This window comes from Vibrio sp. CCUG 15886, assembly GCF_028570825.1.
GTDB classification, from domain to species: domain Bacteria; phylum Pseudomonadota; class Gammaproteobacteria; order Enterobacterales; family Vibrionaceae; genus Vibrio; species Vibrio vulnificus_B.
In genome coordinates this window covers 367,524-385,596 of the sequence record NZ_JAQQBT010000002.1, presented here as the reverse complement: position 1 = coordinate 385,596, position 18,073 = coordinate 367,524, and the positions used below count along the sequence as shown (strand labels likewise).

The 18,073-nt window shown below is 46.0% G+C and carries 18 protein-coding genes; 4 read left to right on the top strand and 14 right to left on the bottom strand.

Features of this window, described 5'->3' with window-relative positions; all coding sequences use genetic code 11:
* Nucleotides 1-58: 58 nt before the first annotated feature.
* Complete coding sequence (gene fadJ, locus PQQ36_RS08525; protein WP_011079875.1) at nt 59-2,176, bottom strand: fatty acid oxidation complex subunit alpha FadJ; 2,118 nt, start codon at nt 2,174-2,176, stop codon at nt 59-61.
* Complete coding sequence (gene fadI, locus PQQ36_RS08520) at nt 2,176-3,483, bottom strand: acetyl-CoA C-acyltransferase FadI (RefSeq protein WP_011079874.1); 1,308 nt, start codon at nt 3,481-3,483, stop codon at nt 2,176-2,178. The genes fadJ and fadI overlap by 1 nt, the downstream gene beginning before the upstream one ends.
* Nucleotides 3,484-4,259: 776 nt before the next feature.
* On the opposite strand from fadI, the gene PQQ36_RS08515 reads away from it, so the two are divergent.
* The 4 genes from PQQ36_RS08515 to PQQ36_RS08500 all read left to right on the top strand — a co-directional run bounded on the left by PQQ36_RS08515 (nt 4,260) and on the right by PQQ36_RS08500 (nt 8,693).
* Nucleotides 4,260-4,835: a sigma-70 family RNA polymerase sigma factor gene (locus tag PQQ36_RS08515; RefSeq protein ID WP_011079873.1), complete on the top strand. Its 576-nt coding sequence runs from the start codon at nt 4,260-4,262 to the stop codon at nt 4,833-4,835.
* Entirely contained in the window at nt 4,828-5,559 is a 732-nt protein-coding gene (locus tag PQQ36_RS08510; RefSeq protein ID WP_273660730.1) for a DUF3379 domain-containing protein, read from the top strand. The genes PQQ36_RS08515 and PQQ36_RS08510 overlap by 8 nt, the downstream gene beginning before the upstream one ends.
* 287 nt (nt 5,560-5,846) lie before the next feature.
* Nucleotides 5,847-7,073, top strand: a complete 1,227-nt coding sequence (locus tag PQQ36_RS08505; RefSeq protein WP_080609152.1) for an outer membrane protein transport protein — start codon at nt 5,847-5,849, stop codon at nt 7,071-7,073.
* Nucleotides 7,074-7,373: 300 nt separating this feature from the next.
* Entirely contained in the window at nt 7,374-8,693 is a 1,320-nt protein-coding gene (locus PQQ36_RS08500; protein ID WP_273660729.1) for an outer membrane protein transport protein, read from the top strand.
* A gap of 126 nt (nt 8,694-8,819) precedes the next feature.
* Here PQQ36_RS08500 and PQQ36_RS08495 read toward each other — a convergent pair whose 3' ends face one another.
* From PQQ36_RS08495 to PQQ36_RS08440, 12 genes are all read right to left on the bottom strand, one after another.
* A complete protein-coding gene (locus tag PQQ36_RS08495) occupies nt 8,820-9,608 on the bottom strand; it encodes an MlaA family lipoprotein (protein ID WP_038941252.1) in 789 nt (262 codons plus the stop codon).
* 84 nt (nt 9,609-9,692) lie between these two features.
* On the bottom strand, nt 9,693-10,907 hold the full coding sequence (gene ccmI, locus PQQ36_RS08490) for a c-type cytochrome biogenesis protein CcmI (RefSeq protein ID WP_045623953.1): 1,215 nt from the start codon (nt 10,905-10,907) through the stop codon (nt 9,693-9,695).
* On the bottom strand, nt 10,907-11,389 hold the full coding sequence (locus tag PQQ36_RS08485) for a cytochrome c-type biogenesis protein (RefSeq protein WP_011079867.1): 483 nt from the start codon (nt 11,387-11,389) through the stop codon (nt 10,907-10,909). Before PQQ36_RS08485 ends, ccmI begins: the two co-directional genes overlap by 1 nt.
* On the bottom strand, nt 11,386-11,940 hold the full coding sequence (locus tag PQQ36_RS08480) for a DsbE family thiol:disulfide interchange protein (RefSeq protein ID WP_011079866.1): 555 nt from the start codon (nt 11,938-11,940) through the stop codon (nt 11,386-11,388). Before PQQ36_RS08480 ends, PQQ36_RS08485 begins: the two co-directional genes overlap by 4 nt.
* Nucleotide 11,941: 1 nt before the next feature.
* A complete protein-coding gene (locus tag PQQ36_RS08475; protein WP_011079865.1) occupies nt 11,942-13,924 on the bottom strand; it encodes a heme lyase CcmF/NrfE family subunit in 1,983 nt (660 codons plus the stop codon).
* A complete protein-coding gene (gene ccmE / locus PQQ36_RS08470; protein ID WP_011079864.1) occupies nt 13,921-14,406 on the bottom strand; it encodes a cytochrome c maturation protein CcmE in 486 nt (161 codons plus the stop codon). The genes PQQ36_RS08475 and ccmE overlap by 4 nt, the downstream gene beginning before the upstream one ends.
* Nucleotides 14,403-14,609 carry a heme exporter protein CcmD gene (gene ccmD / locus PQQ36_RS08465; protein ID WP_273660728.1) on the bottom strand — a complete coding sequence of 69 codons (207 nt, stop codon included), beginning with the start codon at nt 14,607-14,609 and terminating at the stop codon, nt 14,403-14,405. Before ccmD ends, ccmE begins: the two co-directional genes overlap by 4 nt.
* Nucleotides 14,610-14,621: 12 nt before the next feature.
* A complete protein-coding gene (locus PQQ36_RS08460; protein ID WP_011079862.1) occupies nt 14,622-15,365 on the bottom strand; it encodes a heme ABC transporter permease in 744 nt (247 codons plus the stop codon).
* 119 nt (nt 15,366-15,484) lie between these two features.
* Nucleotides 15,485-16,153 carry a heme exporter protein CcmB gene (gene ccmB, locus PQQ36_RS08455; protein WP_013571307.1) on the bottom strand — a complete coding sequence of 223 codons (669 nt, stop codon included), beginning with the start codon at nt 16,151-16,153 and terminating at the stop codon, nt 15,485-15,487.
* A 1-nt stretch (nt 16,154) separates the two neighbouring features.
* A complete protein-coding gene (ccmA, locus tag PQQ36_RS08450) occupies nt 16,155-16,772 on the bottom strand; it encodes a cytochrome c biogenesis heme-transporting ATPase CcmA (protein ID WP_045596740.1) in 618 nt (205 codons plus the stop codon).
* Nucleotides 16,773-17,062: 290 nt separating this feature from the next.
* A complete protein-coding gene (locus PQQ36_RS08445; RefSeq protein ID WP_011150904.1) occupies nt 17,063-17,563 on the bottom strand; it encodes a DUF2802 domain-containing protein in 501 nt (166 codons plus the stop codon).
* Nucleotides 17,563-18,057: a chemotaxis protein CheW gene (locus PQQ36_RS08440; RefSeq protein ID WP_011079858.1), complete on the bottom strand. Its 495-nt coding sequence runs from the start codon at nt 18,055-18,057 to the stop codon at nt 17,563-17,565. The genes PQQ36_RS08445 and PQQ36_RS08440 overlap by 1 nt, the downstream gene beginning before the upstream one ends.
* Nucleotides 18,058-18,073: the final 16 nt, after the last annotated feature.

The window sequence follows — 18,073 nt, the reverse complement described above, 5'->3', positions numbered from 1 at the left end:
GGCTACCCGAGAGTAGCCTGTTTTACTTTTTGCACTAAACCATTGGTTGGTTTAGAAACTAGTTGTCATAGAAACGACGTCCTTCTCCCGCACGCGTGAGTAAGCCATCACACGGCGCAAAGCGATCGCCATATTTCTCAGCGAATTGGTTCATTTTCTCTACCAGTTCCTTCAAACCAAATTGGTCCATATAACGGAACGGGCCACCGAGGAAAGGAGGGAAACCGATACCAAAAATAGCCCCAATATCACCATCGCGAGGAGAACGAATAATGCCATCATCCAAACAGCGTACCGCTTCGTTGAGCATTGGCAACACACAACGCAGCGCAATGTCATTGTCGCTCAGCTTCGACTCTGGGGTGAGTTTCAGCAGTTTGTAAACGGACTTATCCACTTCTTTCTTCTTGCCTTTATAGGTGTAGAAGCCTTTTCCACTCTTGCGACCTTTGCGGCCATCATTGAGAAGCACATCAAACACATCTGGCCCTTTAAAGCGAGCACCCAACTCAGCGACAAGGATAGGCATGATCTTCGCACCAATATCTACACCCACTTCATCCAGCAACGTAATTGGACCGACAGGGAAGCCAAAATCCAATAATGCGGTATCGATCTTATCGATCGGCTCATTTGCTAGCAAAATGTGCGCAGATTCATTCATGTACGGCGCAAGAATTCGGTTCACATAGAAACCCGCTTGATCTTTCACCACAATCGGCGTTTTGCCTTGTTTCTTCGCCAAAGCGACCACCGTGGCAATGGTTTCTTCCGACGTTGATTCATGCGGAATGACTTCCACCAAGGGCATTTTCTCTACCGGACTAAAGTAGTGCAAACCCACAATGTTCTCAGGCCGCTGCGCCTTCTCGGCAATTTTATGGATTGGCAAAGAAGAGGTATTCGTCGCGAAGATAGTCTCCGGCTTCGCATTTGCTTCAATATCCGCCACCATTTGTTGCTTGAGCGACAGATCTTCAAAGACCGCTTCAATTACCACGTCGGTACGGTTAAAGCTGGTGAAATCGGTTCCTCCGCTCAATTGCAGCATTTTGCTCTGCAGTTGCGCCTTGGAGAGAATGCGACGTTTGCGCTGCTTATCAAACAACTTGTAGTTGTATTTCAAGGCGTTCAGCACGCCGTCATTGCTGACGTCTTTAATGCGTACTGGCACTTTGGCTTTTGCCACACTGACATGACTGATACCCGCACCCATCAAGCCGCCGCCAAGTACGCCGACCATTCCGACTTTACTTGGTTTTGCTTCACTGCCCGTTTCTTTTTTCATTTCCGTGGTGGCAAAGAAAATCGAACGCAAAGCCTTCGACTCGTTGCTCATGACCAACTCACCAAAGCGCTTCGCTTCCAGCTCCAAGCCCTGTTTCATTCCTTTTTCAAGGCCATGCTGGATGACTTGCAAAATGGCGACAGTCGCAGGGTAGTTACCACGTGTTTTTTCGTGCGTTTTTTTCGCCGCTTGTTCAAACACAAACTTACGCCCTAGCCCACTCCCAGAGAGCAATTTCTCTTTTGTCGTCACTTTTTGTTTTGCGCGCTTCTTGCCTTTTTCAACAAACTGCTTTGCCACATCCAACAAAATAGTTTGTGGCACGCAGGCATCAACAACGCCCAATTTTTTGGCTTTGTTGGCTCGAAGCTGTTTACCCGTCAGGATAAGATCCAATGAAGGAAGAAGACCAATCAAACGAGGGAGACGCTGAGTACCACCAGAGCCCGGTAATAGACCAAGCTGGACTTCTGGTAAACCAAGACGAGTGGCGTCATCGTCACTACACACACGGAAGTCACACGCTAACGCCAATTCCAAGCCGCCACCCAGACACGGGCCGTGGATTGCAGCCACCACTGGATAAGGCAAATCAGAAAGTTGTTGAAATAACTCTTGTCCTTGGCGTGCAAGGGCTTCTGCTTCTGGCGCTGTTTTGCACGCTTCTAGCATTCGCACATCCGCGCCTGCAACAAAGTTGTCAGGTTTCAACGAATGCACGATCAGCCCTTTCAGGCCGCTGCTGTCTTTCAGTTGAGCAAAAATCGCCTTCATTTCATCGGCAAAAGCCGCTTGAAGGGTATTCATTTTTTCGTTTGGAACATCAATGCCAAGCCACGCAATGTTCTGCTCATCAATCTTTAGATTAAACGCTTTTTGCTCACTCATTATTCAACCTCCAGAATCATCGCAGCACCCAGACCACCAGCCGCACAAGCCGTGTTCAGCGCTAAGCCACCGCCACGACGTTTCAACTCACGCAACGTTTGCGTCATCATGCGTGCGCCCGTTGCAGCAAAAGGGTGACCATAAGCAATGGAACCGCCGAGCACATTAAACTTGTCCATATCAATCTCACCCATCGCTTTTGAACGGCCAAGATTCTCTTGAGCAAATTTATCTGAAGCAAACATTTTCACGTTCGCCAGTGCCTGCGCTGCAAACGCCTCATGCATATCAATCAGAGTGAGATCAGAAAGCGCTAAACCTGTACTTTGTAGAACTTTCGACGTGGCGTAAGAGGGGCCCATTAGCATATCGCTCTCAACGCCGATCGCTGAGAAAGCGTAGCCACGGATGTAACCAAGGATCTCCATACCTAATTCTTTGGCACGGCCTTCACGCATCAACAACACCGCAGCAGCACCATCGGTTAACGGTGTACTGTTTGCTGCGGTCACACTGCCATATTGACGGTCAAACGCTGGACGAAGTTTGGCATAGCCTTCTAAGGTAGAGTCATGACGAATATTGTTGTCTTCCGCAATCCACTTCTTATAGGGTTCTGGGAATGCCGTCATCACCTCTCCGGCAATCTTGCCGTCACGCCACGCTTGCGACGCTAACGTGTGAGAACGATGCGCCAGCGCATCTTGCTCCGCACGCGTGATGCCATGCGTTTTTGCCATTTGCTCTGCGGTTTGGCCCATGGAAAGCCCTGTAGAATACTCCGCCACAGCAGGGGGTACCGGCATGAGATCTTTCAGTCCTAAACCAGAAAGCACTTTCAGTTTTTGACCCAACGTCTTGGTTTTGCTTAACGCCAACAAACTCGCGGCAAGCTTTTTCGAGACACCGATAGGCAAGACAGAAGAAGAATCCGCACCACCGGCAATACCAATATCAATCGCTCCGGCCATAATACTTTCTGCCACGTTCACCGCAGATTGGAAACTGGTGGCACACGCTCTGGTGACACTGTAGGCATCCGTATGAATGTTCATCCCCGTCCCCAGCACGATTTCACGGGCAATGTTTGGCGCTTCCGGCATTTGAACTACTTGGCCAAACACCACTTGCTCAATCAGCTTCGGATCAATATCAGTACGCGCTAACAAATCGCTAACAACCATTTTTCCTAGGTCGACAGCTGGCACCTGACTAAATTCTGTACTTTGACGAGCGAAGGGAGTTCTTAACCCCGCGACGATAGCAACACGCTCGCCCTGACGTGTTTTCACTTCCTGCTTGCCCATTGTTTCTCCTTAATAACAAGAGGTCTGACCTGATGCATTGTAATCAGTTTGTTAAATTTATCAAACATGCGTTTAAATAAACGTGAGGTTAGTAGATCTATTATTCTAATCCCTCTGCAAGCTTATTTTTATTTCAATAACTTACAGACAATTATTAATCAGAATGTCAACGGCAGGTAGTTGAGAGGCAAAAAAAAACCACACAATACTGTGTGGTTGGAATTGGTATAAAACAATTAACTTACGCCAATTGAAAATAATCAGTTTCCTGATTAGGAGAAAGTAAAGTCAGCCTTCAAAAGGAAGTGTCATCTTGCTCAACACGCTAACCCAAAGGGTTAACTAGATGACAGGGTTTACTATAGCCAGTTTGTCGCTACAGATTTTGAATTAGATCAATTTTATGGTGATTTAGCGCTAACTGGTGCGTATACAAAGCGTTATTCCTGACTTTCCCTGATCTTTATCATCTAAATTGCACTTTATTTCTATCCTTCTTCGCTTACGAAAGAGCGCTAACACCACTTTACGCCCAGTTTTCGTCCCATTTAGGTGTAAAATTATCGATATGCTAAATAGAACTCTTCTTCAACAATAAGGTCCAAAGGGGTTCCGACGTTAAAGCGGAATCAAAATCTTGTTTGTTATACAACAGATAATTGTAATATTTCTTTTATCAATATTTACGTTAGACTAAGTGTCGGGCTCGCTTGATTGATAAAACAGATAGGAATCATACGATTAAAAATGCATTCCTATTCCCACACAGAGCAGGTATGGAGGCTTCTGTGGCAATATTTGAATTATTCCGAAAGAAAACGTCTGACACTCCGGTCAATACGGAAATGGACAGACAAAGAAAATACGAAGCACTTGTACGAGCCTATCATCGAGATTTGTACCGTTACGCTTACTGGCTTTGCAAAGATCAATCCATTGCCGAAGATCTTGTGCAAGAGACCTGCCTTAGAGCGTGGAAATCTCTAGATAGCCTACAAGATGAAAAAGCCGCAAAATCTTGGCTCATTACGATTTTGAGACGAGAGAATGCACGTCGTTTTGAAAGAAAACAGTTCGACCTCGTGGATATTGATGACTATGGCAATGATGCCAAAGTCACTGATGATGAACACCACCAGCAAGAATGGTTGCAAGCGCAAATTATGAAGTTAGATGTGGAATATCGTGAGCCACTGTTTCTCCAAGTTGTGGGGGGATTTAGCGGTGAAGAGATCGGAGACATCCTTGATCTCAATAAAAATACGGTAATGACACGTCTGTTTCGCGCAAGAAATCAGTTGAAAGAGCTGTTAGACTCAGACCAAACTCAAAGGGGGCAAAAAAATGGATGATTTAGAATTTCGTCGCCGTATTTTGTCGGACCCGAAAAGCCGTGACGAAGAAGTTTTGCAAGCGCTCAACAGCAGCGATTCCAATGCAAAATTTGCTGAAGATGTGCTGGATTTGGATGCGCAAATCAAACAAGCAATGAAAGTGGATGTGCCTGAAGAGCTTGTTGACAAAATCTTGTTTAAACAAACGTCTTACGCGAGTGATGATAAAATTGTCAGACCAAATTTCGTCCGTAAAGCAATGGCGCTAGCCGCTTCATTTGCCTTCACTACAGGCCTATTGGTCGGTCAAATTAACTGGGGTAACCTCATTGTGCCACCTGCACAAGCAAGCTTGGCAGATACGGCAATGAAACACGTGGTCGCAGAAAGTGGCTTTGTGCGACACATCGATGAGCAAGTGACCTCCGTACAGATCAACGCCAAATTATCGCCACTGGATTACTACTTTGATGCAAACTTCCCATACCACGTTTATTACCTGAATCACTGTGGTTTTGGCCATGCCAATGCATTGCATATGATTTTCCAGGGAGATAAAGGCAAGATCACGCTGTTTATCGCCCCAATTAAGAGCCCAGCAGAAGCTGATTTCGCCAAAGACGGGATGAATGGCATTATCGTTCCTATTGGTGATACCAGCTTGATCTTGGTGGGAGAAAATGGCGAAGACACCAAGAAATTTGCTGAAAAACTCGCACCTATGATTAAACCTCTCGTTTAGTCAGTATTTCGCAGACAAAAGCCGCAAGTTACTGCTAACTTGCGGCTTTTTACATTATTAATCCGCACAGAACCATTCACCAAACTCATATTGGTAGAGTTAAAACTCTATTTTATGCGCTTTAGCCGCCATTTCCTGCCAGATAACCGCCAGTTTTGCAATTTTCACCCATTTTAGGTCAATGGTCGGATTTGTATCTGCTACTCTTACGACTAGGATCAGCCACCACTGAGCAATTGCTCAAAAACAACGCCCATTTAGAGGCGGCAACAAAAAGGAATAATCAAATGACTCAGAACATGCGTCTGTTTAAAAAGTCTCTCCTAGCAGTGACTGTTGCATTGGCTTCAGGCCAAACAATGGCAGCAGGTTTCCAACTTAATGCACAATCTGCAACGGGTATCGGCCGCGCATTCGCCGGTGATGCAGTCATTGCAGATAACGCCGCCGTTATGGCACGTAACCCAGCCGCTATGGCGCTTTTTGATGAAAAAGCCCTATCGCTTGGTTTTGAAAGCATAACTTCAATGATTGAAGTGAAAGATGCAAGGTACCAAGGTTTAACAGCTCCAGCAGGTAAAGAATCGAACTATGACGATGCTGGCGATACCTCTATTGCGCCAAATATTCACTTTATCATGCCAGTAAACGATAAGTTTGCTTGGGGTATTAACGCCTATTCAAACTTTGGTACTAAAACAGAGTTTGATGACAGTTTTGTTGCTCGCGAGTATGGCGGCCTGACGGATGTGAAAAGCGCCAACTTTGGCTTAGCAGGCTCATATCGCCTTAACGAGCAATGGAGCTTCGGTGCTGGTTTAGACATCATCTACGGCCAAGGCACAATGAAACGTGAACATGCTCTAATCGGCACTTTAGTCGACGTAGACAAAGCAGACGGCTGGGCTGTTGGTTTCAATGTGGGCACTGTATTTGAACTAGATGAAAACAACCGTTTTGGTTTCTCTTACCGCTACAGTCCAGAAATGGAAGCGGAAGATGACAAAGGCCAAAAGATCACTCTACCACTACCAGATATGGCGGAGTTTTCGGGTTACCATAAAATTACCGACACCAAATTTGCGGTTCACTACTCTATCCAATACATTGGCTGGGGCACATTTGATAAAATTGAGTTCCGTAACTTAAAAGACAATTCACCAGCAATCGGTGCAAGCTACGACAAAGCTTATGAATGGCAAGATGGTTGGCACTACGCTATTGGTGGTACTTACTACCTAAACAACGACTGGACGCTACGTGCGGGTTATATGTATGACACCAGTGCACAAGATTCACTAACATCGGTTTCAGTGCCTGACTCAGATCGTCAATGGCTATCTACTGGTTTTACTTACCACATTGATACTAAGTCTAACGTGGACTTTGGCTTTACCTACCTGATGGGTGACGATGTTAAGGTTAATGAATCTACTGCTGGCGTGTCATCACTAACGGCTACAACTCACGCTGACGCTATCTTGTTCGGCTTACAATATAGCCGTACTTTCTAATAGAAAATTAGAGAAAACCTCTGTGCTAAAGGGCTGGTCTACCAGCCCTTTTTCTTTATTTTCCCGTCTATATCTCACTATTTCAGAGCACAACTGTTTGCTGGATTGGCCATTTCATTACACGCGTGTACGCTCAAATTTCAAAACAAGCCGATAACAAATAGCATATTCAATCATCCAGTATCGTTTTTATAGTTAATTAGTCTGAATACACTGTTTTATTGGCATTTGGTTTTTAAAGCTTTTGCTCTAGATCTACAATTCGTCCCCACATATTCACTTATTCAGCGAACAAACATAATGAAAACCAACAAGACTCTTCTATCAACAGCAGTCGCTTTTGGCCTACTTTCTAGTGCAAATCTTGCAAATGCAGCAGGCTTCCAGTTAGCAGAATACTCGGCAACAGGCCTTGGCCGCGCATACGCTGGTGAAGCAGCGATGGCAGACAACGCAAGCGCACAATGGCGTAACCCAGCGATGCTGACCTACCTAGAGGGTACACAAGTATCTGTTGGCGCGATTTATGTAAACCCAAATATTGATGTGGAAGGCGAAGTTCGTCATCCAATGCTCGGTAATACTGCGGCAAGCTCTGAAGATTTTGCCCACGACGCAATTATTCCAAACCTTTACATCTCGCATCGTTACAATGACCAACTTGCGATTGGTTTTGCACTAGGCACCAACTACGGTATGGAAACTGACCTAGGCAAAGATTTCGCTGCCTCTCACTTTGGTAACGAAGCCAGCGTGATCAGTAAAGAAGCGAACTTAAACCTTGCTTACCAACTTAACGAGCAGTTCAGCGTTGGCGGTGGTGTTCGTTACATTATTGCTGAAGGTAGCTTTGGCGCAACTGCTCCCAAAAACAATATTGTAGGTAAGCATCCAATCACCGGGGCTCCAATCAGCTTACCTCAGGGTACCACTTTGAAATATATGGAAGGTGATGACACCGCGTGGGGTTGGCAAATTGGCTCAGCATGGCAGATCAACGAGAATCACCGTGTTGGCTTTACGTATAAATCTGAAGTGGAACTAAAATTGGAAGGTCACGCAGAAGGTATTGCTTTCCAAAATACACCTAACTTCTACGATACGGGAAGCATGGCACTAACTCTACCTGCAACCGCAGAACTCGCAAGCTTCCACCAGCTTTCTGAACAGCTAGCGCTACATGCCAGTATTAACTGGACAGACTGGAGCAGTTTTAAAGAGCTTTATGCGAATTTAGACAACAATCCAGGCTCAATGGTGAAAGTAGAAAACTGGAAAGACAACTACCGCTTTGCCGTTGGTGCAACATACCAACTACAGCCTAAATTGGCGCTAAGAACCGGTATTGCTTATGACACCTCAGCCGTGAGCGATAAAAACCGTACCATCACCATTCCAGAAACGGATCGTACTTGGTTGAGCGTTGGTGCAACTTACGATTGGACTCAGAACTTCACACTAGACGCAGGCTTTACCTATATCATTGCGAAAGATGCGCCAATTAAGGAATCACGTGGTTACGAATCGGATGACAAAGCACAAGCTATTGGCGGTCAGTTTGTCGGTGAAACCACGGGTAACGTGTGGCTAATTGGTGTTCAAGCGAACTACCGCTTCTAATCTCGTTCATACGCAGATCAAAAAGGGCTTAGTGTTGACTAAGCCCTTTTTCATTTTCGCTATCTGCGGATTTTTTAATTGCTCATTGGGTTTAAGAGGACTGAGAACACCACCTTTAGTCGACAACTAATACTCGTCTAAATACTCATCAAGCAGCGCTTCTTCCTCTTCATCCACTTCCTCTTTTTTGATCTCCGCTTTGAATGCTTGGCGCTGGAGATACACTTCACGAGTTAACGCGTAAGGATCCGGAGAGGCTTCTAACTGTCCTTCTTGATTCACGAGTAAGGCGCGTTTTTCCATTCCTTCTAGCGCCCATTTACCCAGCCCAGCCCAAAAATTGAGGTACACCAGAGGAACATACATACCATCAACGGTATCAGTCACTTCCCTTACGGTGTAAGGACCATAGCCCGGGATCATCAAATAGGGACCATTACCAACGCCATAGTGGCCGACGGCGTCGCTAAACGCTTTTTCATCATGCTTGGTGATGCCTGCTGCAGAGGCAATGTCGATCAAACCGAGCAAGCCAAAGGTCGAGTTAATCCAGAAACGGTTGAAGTGGTCCACCGCTCGCTGCCCATTTCCCATAATGATGTTATTCACCATGCTGGAAGGCTCATCGAGGTTAGAGAGGAAATTGGCGACGCCGACTCTTACTGGCCCAGGCGTGTACTCAACGTAAGCCAAAGAGACAGGACGCACGATATAAGGGTCAAGATAATCGTAGTTGATGGTCCACATTGAGCGGTTAAACGACTCAAACGGATCGCCTTCATAGTGGTGTTGTGCTGATGCCTCATCGTTCTGCTCTTGTTGTTCGTCTGGCACACTTGAACATCCAGCCAAGCCGAACAAGAGTAGTAATAGTGTCGCGAGAGACTTCCCCTTGTAATGCATTTTTATTTCCATTTCGTTGGCAACTATTTTGCCGATAGATAAAAATCAAGGCCAGTATTCACTGACCTTGATGATTCTACTTGATAGCCAACAAGATTAATATTGATTATTAATACTGACTGTCACTGGTGTTCCCAACGCAACGGGTTCGCTTTCGCCATACCAGTCACCGTCACGAGTTGCCACGTTACCATCACTATCGATACGGGCGCGAACCATCAGCTCACTTAAGCTAGAAAGCTTTTGTCCTTGCATCATGCTATTGCCATCATCCAATACCACGGTACGAGGGAATGTCCCCAGTGGGTAACGAGCCGCAGCAACAGGCATTGGTGAGCCATCCGCATTATGTATAGAGACGATCAGTACTGAGTTCGGATCCGCCTGCACTTGCGGGCTAAGCTCAATGGTAACGGCAACGCTCTTACCTGTGGCGACATTCTCGCCCATACGCTGCTTGGCACTTTCAATACTGCGCGCCAGCATTTCGTATCGGCTGTCTTCTGGACCAATCATTTGTTGCATGATGCTCCAGTACTTAATGGCAGCAGCAAAGTCTTGACGTTCAAATGCATCAAATGCCAGCAAAGAGAATACGCGTAAGTCAACATAATCTTCACGAACCAACTGGCTCAAAATCGAACGAGCCGTATTTTGGTCCATTTCGTCTTGTGACAACATTAATGCCTGTGCGTAACCCAGTTTGATGTCAGCATCTTCTGGTTGCAGATCAAACGCTTTTTGCATCGCATCAATTGCGGTGTTGACGTCGCGATTCGCCAGAGCAATGCGGCCTAGTAACAACCACCCTGTCGCATCATCAGGCTGATAATGCAGACGGGTACGCAATGCTAAAGTCAGATCTTCCATTTCATCGTCGCTTAACGGTTCAGCGCTGGAAGACATCAATTTTTTCGAAAGCTCAGGCAAGTTCGCATTCACTTCTTGCCATTTCACCACATCTTGATAGGCACCAAACTTGATGTATAGACCATAGCTTAGCGCGACAGTCAAAATCACCGACGGGATTAAGACGGCCATCGGCGAAATTTTGGTTTCAGCCTGTTTCTTTTCTCCCGGTACATCATCGAGCAGTGATTGTTTCAGGTCAGCAATCAAATCTTGCTGATCTTCAACCAACCCTTCTGATGTCTCTTCCTCAAGTTCTGAGAGGCGATCTTTATAGAAAGCTTTGTTCAGCTCGTCGCGTAATACGTCGTCATTATTGGCTTTTTGCTTTAACAACGGCATTGCAATCAATGCGCATGCCACCAAAGTAAGGGCGACAGTGGATAACCAAAAAAGAGTCATTATTGTTTGTCTCCGTTGTTCTCTTCGTCTAATAACGCTTTAAGACGAGCTTCTTTTTCAGCATCCCATGCCTCATCCTCGGCTTGGTTGGCTGTTTTGCGTTTACGGCTTCTCAAAACAATCAAAGTAAAACCAATGACAATAACCCCAATGGGTCCTAGCCACAAAATGGATGTTGCTGGCGTCAATGGTGGGTTGTAAGTCACGAAGTTTCCGTAGCGAGCAATCATGTAATCAACGATTTCTTGCTTAGACTTGCCTTCTTTGGTCATCTCATACACTTTCTGGCGCAAATCTTGAGCCAATTCGGCATTGGAGTCGGAAATTGTGTTGTTCTGACACTTCGGACAACGCAAGGTGTGCCCTAACTCTTTGAACTGTTGTTCCTGCTGAAGGTTATCAAACTCATACACCTCAATTGCTGCGTGTGCCGCAAGCGAGAAGGTAATTGCAGCAAAAAGGGCTAAAAGAAGCTTTTTCATTGTTTCGCCTCCTCGACCAATTTGTTGTAGAGCGGCTCCAGTGTTTCAGCCCAGTTACGCGGGTTTACATCCCCAACATGACGGTAACGGATCACGCCGTTGGCATCGATAATAAAGGTTTCCGGCGCACCGTAAACACCAAGATCGAGACCAAGCATGCCATTGCCATCAAACAAACTAATGAGGTATGGATTGCCTAAGTCATTCAACCAGCCCACCGCTTTGGTGCGATCATCTTTGTAGTTCATACCGATGATCTTGACGCCTTTGCCTGCAAGTTCGTTGAGGTATTGGTGTTCGGCGTAACACGTTGGACACCAAGTCGCCCAGACATTAAGCAGCAGCGGTTCACCTTTGAAAACCGACTGGTCGTAGAGCTTTCCTGGTTCAGCCAGATCTTCCAGCTTAAAAGTCGGGACTGGCTTGCCCACCAAAACCGATTCCAACTTGGTTGGATCATCACCTTGTTGGTTTTTAACCAACTGAGTGGCAAAAACCACAGCCAGTGCCATAAAGGCAAACAACGGTATAAACAGAATTTTCTTGTTCATCTTATGCCTCTTGCTCATTTAGCTTGGTTTTCGTCTCGGCTTTGTTGCTTTTGCGGAAACGGTAACGCCTGTCTGACATGGCCAACAAGCCACCAAACGACATAATCAGAGAACCTGCCCAGATCCAACGTACAAACGGTTTGTAGTAAATACGAACAGCCCAAGAACGGTTATCTTCCAAGCGCTCACCCATAGCAATATAGAGATCTCGCGTGATGCCACGGTCAATTGCTGCCTCGGTCATCATTGATTTTGCAGTGCGATAAAAACGCTTTTCTGCATGCAATGTATTGACGTACTGACCGTTATGAGTGATTTCAAAGTCTGCGATATAGCCGTCGTAGTTCGGACCATCTTTGTCACGAAGACCTGAGAAATAGAAATCGTAACCCTGAATTTGGAAATGCTCACCAGGCGCCAAACGCACGTCGCGTTCAATACTGTAGTTTTGCACCATCGCAATACCAATCACCGTCACTGCGAGACCAACATGGCCCAACATCATTGCCCAGTGACTACGTTGTAGCTTACGAACACCAGTCAAGAATGGATGACGATGCGTTGCACGTTCATAAAGCTCGAAGCCGTGCATTGCGATGATCCAGATAGCCATCACCCAGCCAATGTATGCCATCACATCGAAGAAATCCGCGAACAGATAGACACATAGGTAGCCTAATGCAAATGCCAGCACACCAGAAATGGCCATTGGTTTAATCAGGTGTGAAAGTTGGTCACGCTTCCAACGAATCAGAGGACCAATACCCAATAAGAACGCAAAAGGCATCATCAGCCATGCAAATAGCATGTCGAAGAAAGGTGCGCCGATAGAAACCGAGCCTAAACCAATTTGCTTGTGCACTAATGGTAAAAGCGTACCCACCAACACAACCACTAAGGCGGCAATCAATAGTACGTTGTTTGCCAGTAGTGCATTTTCTCGAGAAACCAAGTCAAAATTACCACGCACGCGCACCGCTGCACCTTTAACAGCAAACAGCAGCAACGAACCACCAATCACAAAGACGAGGAAACCAAGAATAAACATGCCGCGAGAAGGATCGGATGCAAACGCGTGCACCGACACCAAGATGCCTGAACGGACTAAGAAAGTACCCAACAAGCTTAATGAGAACGCAGAGATCGCCAGTAGCACTGTCCAGGCTTTAAACGTGCCGCGTTTTTCAGTAACCGCAAGTGAGTGCATTAGCGCCGTACCCGCAAGCCAAGGCATGAAAGAGGCGTTTTCTACTGGATCCCAGAACCACCAACCACCCCAGCCAAGCTCGTAGTATGCCCACCAAGAGCCAAGTGCAATACCTAATGTCAGGAAAACCCATGCAGCGGTTGTCCACGGGCGAGACCAACGAGCCCACGCAGTATCAAGACGACCTGTCATCAGCGAGGCAATCGCAAAAGAGAATGCCACGGAGAAGCCAACGTAACCCATGTAGAGCATAGGTGGGTGAACAATCAAACCCGGGTCTTGCAACAGTGGGTTTAGATCACGACCATCGACTGGGAAGAATGGCAACGTACGCAAGAATGGGTTTGAAGTAACGATAATAAACAGCAGGAAACCAACTGAAATCATCCCCATCACAGCAAGTACTCGCGCCACAGATTCTTGTGGCATGCCGCGGCTGAATGTGGCCACCGCAACCGTCCATGCGGCTTGGATAAGTACCCATAGCAACAATGAACCTTCATGCGCACCCCACACCGCGGTAAGGCGATAATACCAAGGTAACTGACTATTTGAGTTGCTTGCGACGTATTGCAACGTGAAGTCATTGGCATAGAAGCCGTAACTCAGCACGATGAAAGAGATAAACAGCATGATGAACATTGCCCAAGAGAGCGGACGTGCACTGTTCATTAACATGGTGTTGTTGTTTGAGGCTCCCCACAGGGGCAGTAAGCTCAATAATACCGCCATCGCCAGTGAGACGATGAGGGCAAAGTGACCGATTTCAGCAATCATTGGCCGCTTCCTTGTTTTTGTTCTTCAGAGTATTGAAGCGGTGCATGCGTTTTTTTCATCGCCTCTGCGATTTCTGGTGGCATGTACTCTTCATCATGTTTTGCTAAAACTTCAAACGCTTCAACCGTCGTGGCGTCTTTTAAGACACCTTGAGCCACGATACCTTGTCCTTCACGGAACAAGTCTGGCAGGATACCTTCGTACTCGATGGTCACTTTAGGGCCCACATCCGCAAGATCAAAGCGTACTTTGAGAGATTCTGGATCGCGTCTCACAGACCCCATCACCACCATTCCGCCAATACGTAGGCGCTGACCAACTTCTGGCTTAGTGCCATCATCTTTGCCATTCACCAATTCGGTTGGGGTATAGAAAAGGTCCATGTTTTGGTTCAAGGCGTAGATCATCAAACCGATAGTGGCACTGACACCGATTAAAATCGCTAAAATAATCCCCAGTCTCTTTTGACGTCTTGGATTCATAGGGTGTTCTCCATATTCTTCGCGGCATCGATACGTGCCTGACGATCTATCTTCGCTTTTACTTCTTGAAGAAGCGCATCGCTACGACGTAAGCTGCTGATCAATAGAATCAGCATGGCCAAAAAGGTAATACCAAAAGCGCCCCACACGTAAGAAGCGTACCCACCCATAGCAAAAAATTCGCTCAGAGATTCAAAATGCATGATCTAAAACCCTCACTGAGTCTTGCCAAGCGCCAACTGGCGCACCCAAGGACGATGACTTTCTTTACTGATGATTTCATTACGGAAACGCACCATCGTCACCGCGGCAAAGAAAAACGCAAAGCCCAAAATATTTGTTAGCAGCGGCCATAACATGGTCGAAGCAATGGAAGGCTTAGCAAATTTGGTAATGGTGGCACCTTGGTGCAAGGTATTCCACCACTCTACGGAGAAGTGAATAATTGGCAGGTTAATCACACCAACAATGGCCAGGATGCCCGCTGCTTTTGCCGCTGTTTTCTGGTCATCAAATGCGTGATAAAGCGCAATCACACCCAAGTAAAGAAATAGAAGAATTAATTCTGAAGTCAAGCGAGCATCCCATACCCACCAAGTACCCCACATCGGCTTGCCCCATACGGCACCTGTTACCAACGCAATAAAGGTATAAACAGCACCGATTGGCGCCATCGCCAACGCTGCCATTTCAGAAAGACGGACTTGCCAAACTAGGCCGATAAATGCGGCAATGGCCATCGACATGTACACACCCATCGACCAAATCGCAGATGGGACGTGGATATAGATGATTCTAAAACTGTCACCTTGTTGATAGTCGGAGGGTGCGAATGCAAGTCCCCACACTGTACCTACCGTCAAAAAGATCAGGGCTAAAACGGAAAACCAAGGTAACAACTTACCACTAAGCTGGTAGGCTGTTTCTGGCTTTGCATAAGGATGGAGCCATTTCCACATGTTTAGTTCTCACTCTTACTTCACTCAGGCACAAACTTAGCGTGTTACACTAGCAGTGCTTTAATAATAATTCTTTGATCCGATCTTGTATTAACCTCAGTTAATCATTCTCGGTATAGTTAGTTAACGCTGACTCTCAGGGCGGCGCTAATGGCAAACGGTGTCAGTGTCATACCGCCGACCAACATCGCTCCCAATATGGCTAACTGGCCGTTATACGTCATACCCAATGCTGCAGCATCAATCGCTGACGTCGCAAAAATCAAAATTGGGATATACAAAGGCAAGATTAACAGGCTGAGTAATACACCGCCTTTTTGTAATCCAACCGTTAACGCCACACCAATTGCACCGATAAAACTCAGCGTTGGCGTTCCGACAAGAAGCGTCAGTACCACCGAAAGCCACGTATTAAAATCCAATGAGAGCAAAATCGCCAACAACGGACTGATCAGTATCAATGGCAGTCCCGTTAATAACCAATGAGCTATGACCTTTGAAATCACCACAAGTTGCAATGGGATCGGCATCAACATCATTTGTTCAAGCGCACCATCTTGAAAATCATCGCGAAACAGACGCTCTAAAGATAATAGAGCAGATAGCAATGCCGCTACCCAAACAATGCCTGCTGCAATACGCGCTAACAAATTTGGCTCAGGACCAATACTGAGGGGGAACAACGTAATGACAATGATAAAGAACCACAGTGGGTTCAAAATGTCAGCTTGGCGGCGAAAGGCAATAAGCAGCTCACGGCGAATAATGGTTGTCATTGCAGCAATCATCTCAATCACCCAATTTAATTTTTCTTAGTTTCGGGCTATCTGCAAACATATCTTGGTGTGTCGTCAAGATTACGATGCCCCCATTATCAACATGGTTGGAAAACAGTGACTCAAGTACTTTGACACCCTGTTTGTCGATGGCGGTTAACGGCTCATCAAGAATCCAAAGAATCTGATGACTTAACCAAAGACGAGCCAACGCCACGCGTCTCTGCTGTCCAGCAGACAATTGTGCAACGGGCACATCTTCTCGACCTGCCAATCCAACTTGAGTCAGGGCATGAAAAATCCGTTCTGAAGAGGAATCTGAATTATGAATCGATTGATAAAAGCGTAAATTTTCAAACGCGGTGAGCTCTCTTTTTACCCCGGTTTGATGACCTAAAAAAAGCAAGTCTTGATGGAACTGGTCGCGGCTTTTTTCGATCGCCTCCCCTTTCCATTTGATGGCGCCTTCATCTCTATCGCCAAGCCCAGTCACGATTCGAAGTAGCGTTGTTTTACCCGTACCGTTTCGACCTTCAATCTGCACCAACTCACCGGGTTTGATTTCAAACTGAAGATTTTCAAAAAGGACGCGTTCATCGCGAATAGCAGTTAAATTGGATACTTCTAGCATAAGGCTTCATAGCGACACAAATTAGAGGGGTATATTAACACACCTAATAAGTGACAAGACAGGATAACAAAGCCTCTATGTTTGTCAGTTGGTGAGAATTTGTTAACCTGTTATCACATTTATTTAAATTTACCTCTATAGAGTGATAAGTCTCTCAATTTTATTGAGTTCCTTGAACTTTCCACCTCTATTCCTTCAGATGCATGAATCATGGAGAAATGGCCATTTTTGGCCAAATACAAAAAAAGAAGCCGAAGCTTCTTTTTGTCTCTCTAACTGTTTAAATCACACTATCGACGACGCGTCGGTGCTTTTTTTGCCGCCGTTTCGTCTAAGTCCGACAATTGGCTGCTTAGCGGTGGAATTTTCTCTTTACCTGCAATTTTCTTTTGCAGAGAAAGCATCAACTCGGCTTCTGCTTTTGGCAGTTCGCACTCTTTAATCAGTTCATTGACGTCTGCACCAAGTTGAACCATTTTGCTGGCTCGAGTATACAAACGCCCATCGGTATCCGCTTGCTCAAGCTCAACCACGCGCTCTGTTAAGTGTTGAATGATCTCTTGTTGCTCGCTGACGCGTTGGCCTAAACCGATAACAACCGATCTCACTTCTAATAGCTGCTTGTTCGCTTTTTGTAACTCTTTCTCGCTGCTACGCAGCTTCTGCCCTTGGCTATCCAAACGCGTTTGCAACGTCGCTTTTATCCGTAGCTGAAGCACAACCAACAACAGTAAGACGAAAAGTCCAACACCAACAAGCAACGCTGGACTATTAGAAAACATCTCAACCATTATAGATGAGCCATTTCATCCCATTCTTCGTCAGTCAGTAGCTTGTTAAGGTCAACTAGAATCAATAGTTTGCCGTCACGGTTACTTACACCTTGGATGAATTTCGCGCTTTCGTCTGTGCCCACAGAAGGCGTCGAGTCAATTTCAGATGAACGTAGGTAAACCACTTCCGCAACACTATCGACTAAGATACCAATCACTTGATGCTCAGATTCAATCACGATGATACGGGTGTTGTCTGTCACTTCACCTTCCATCAAACCAAAACGAGAACGTGTATCGATAACCGTTACGACGTTACCACGTAGGTTGATGATGCCTAAAACGTAATCTGGCGCGCCCGGAACAGGTGCAATTTCTGTATAACGAAGCACTTCACGAACTTGCATTACGTTAATGCCGTAAGTTTCTTCTTCCAGCTGGAACGTCACCCACTGAAGTACTTCATCATTTGTGTGATCTTTTTTAACTTCTACTTCGTTAGAATGAGACATGGCTAATCCTCGTTAA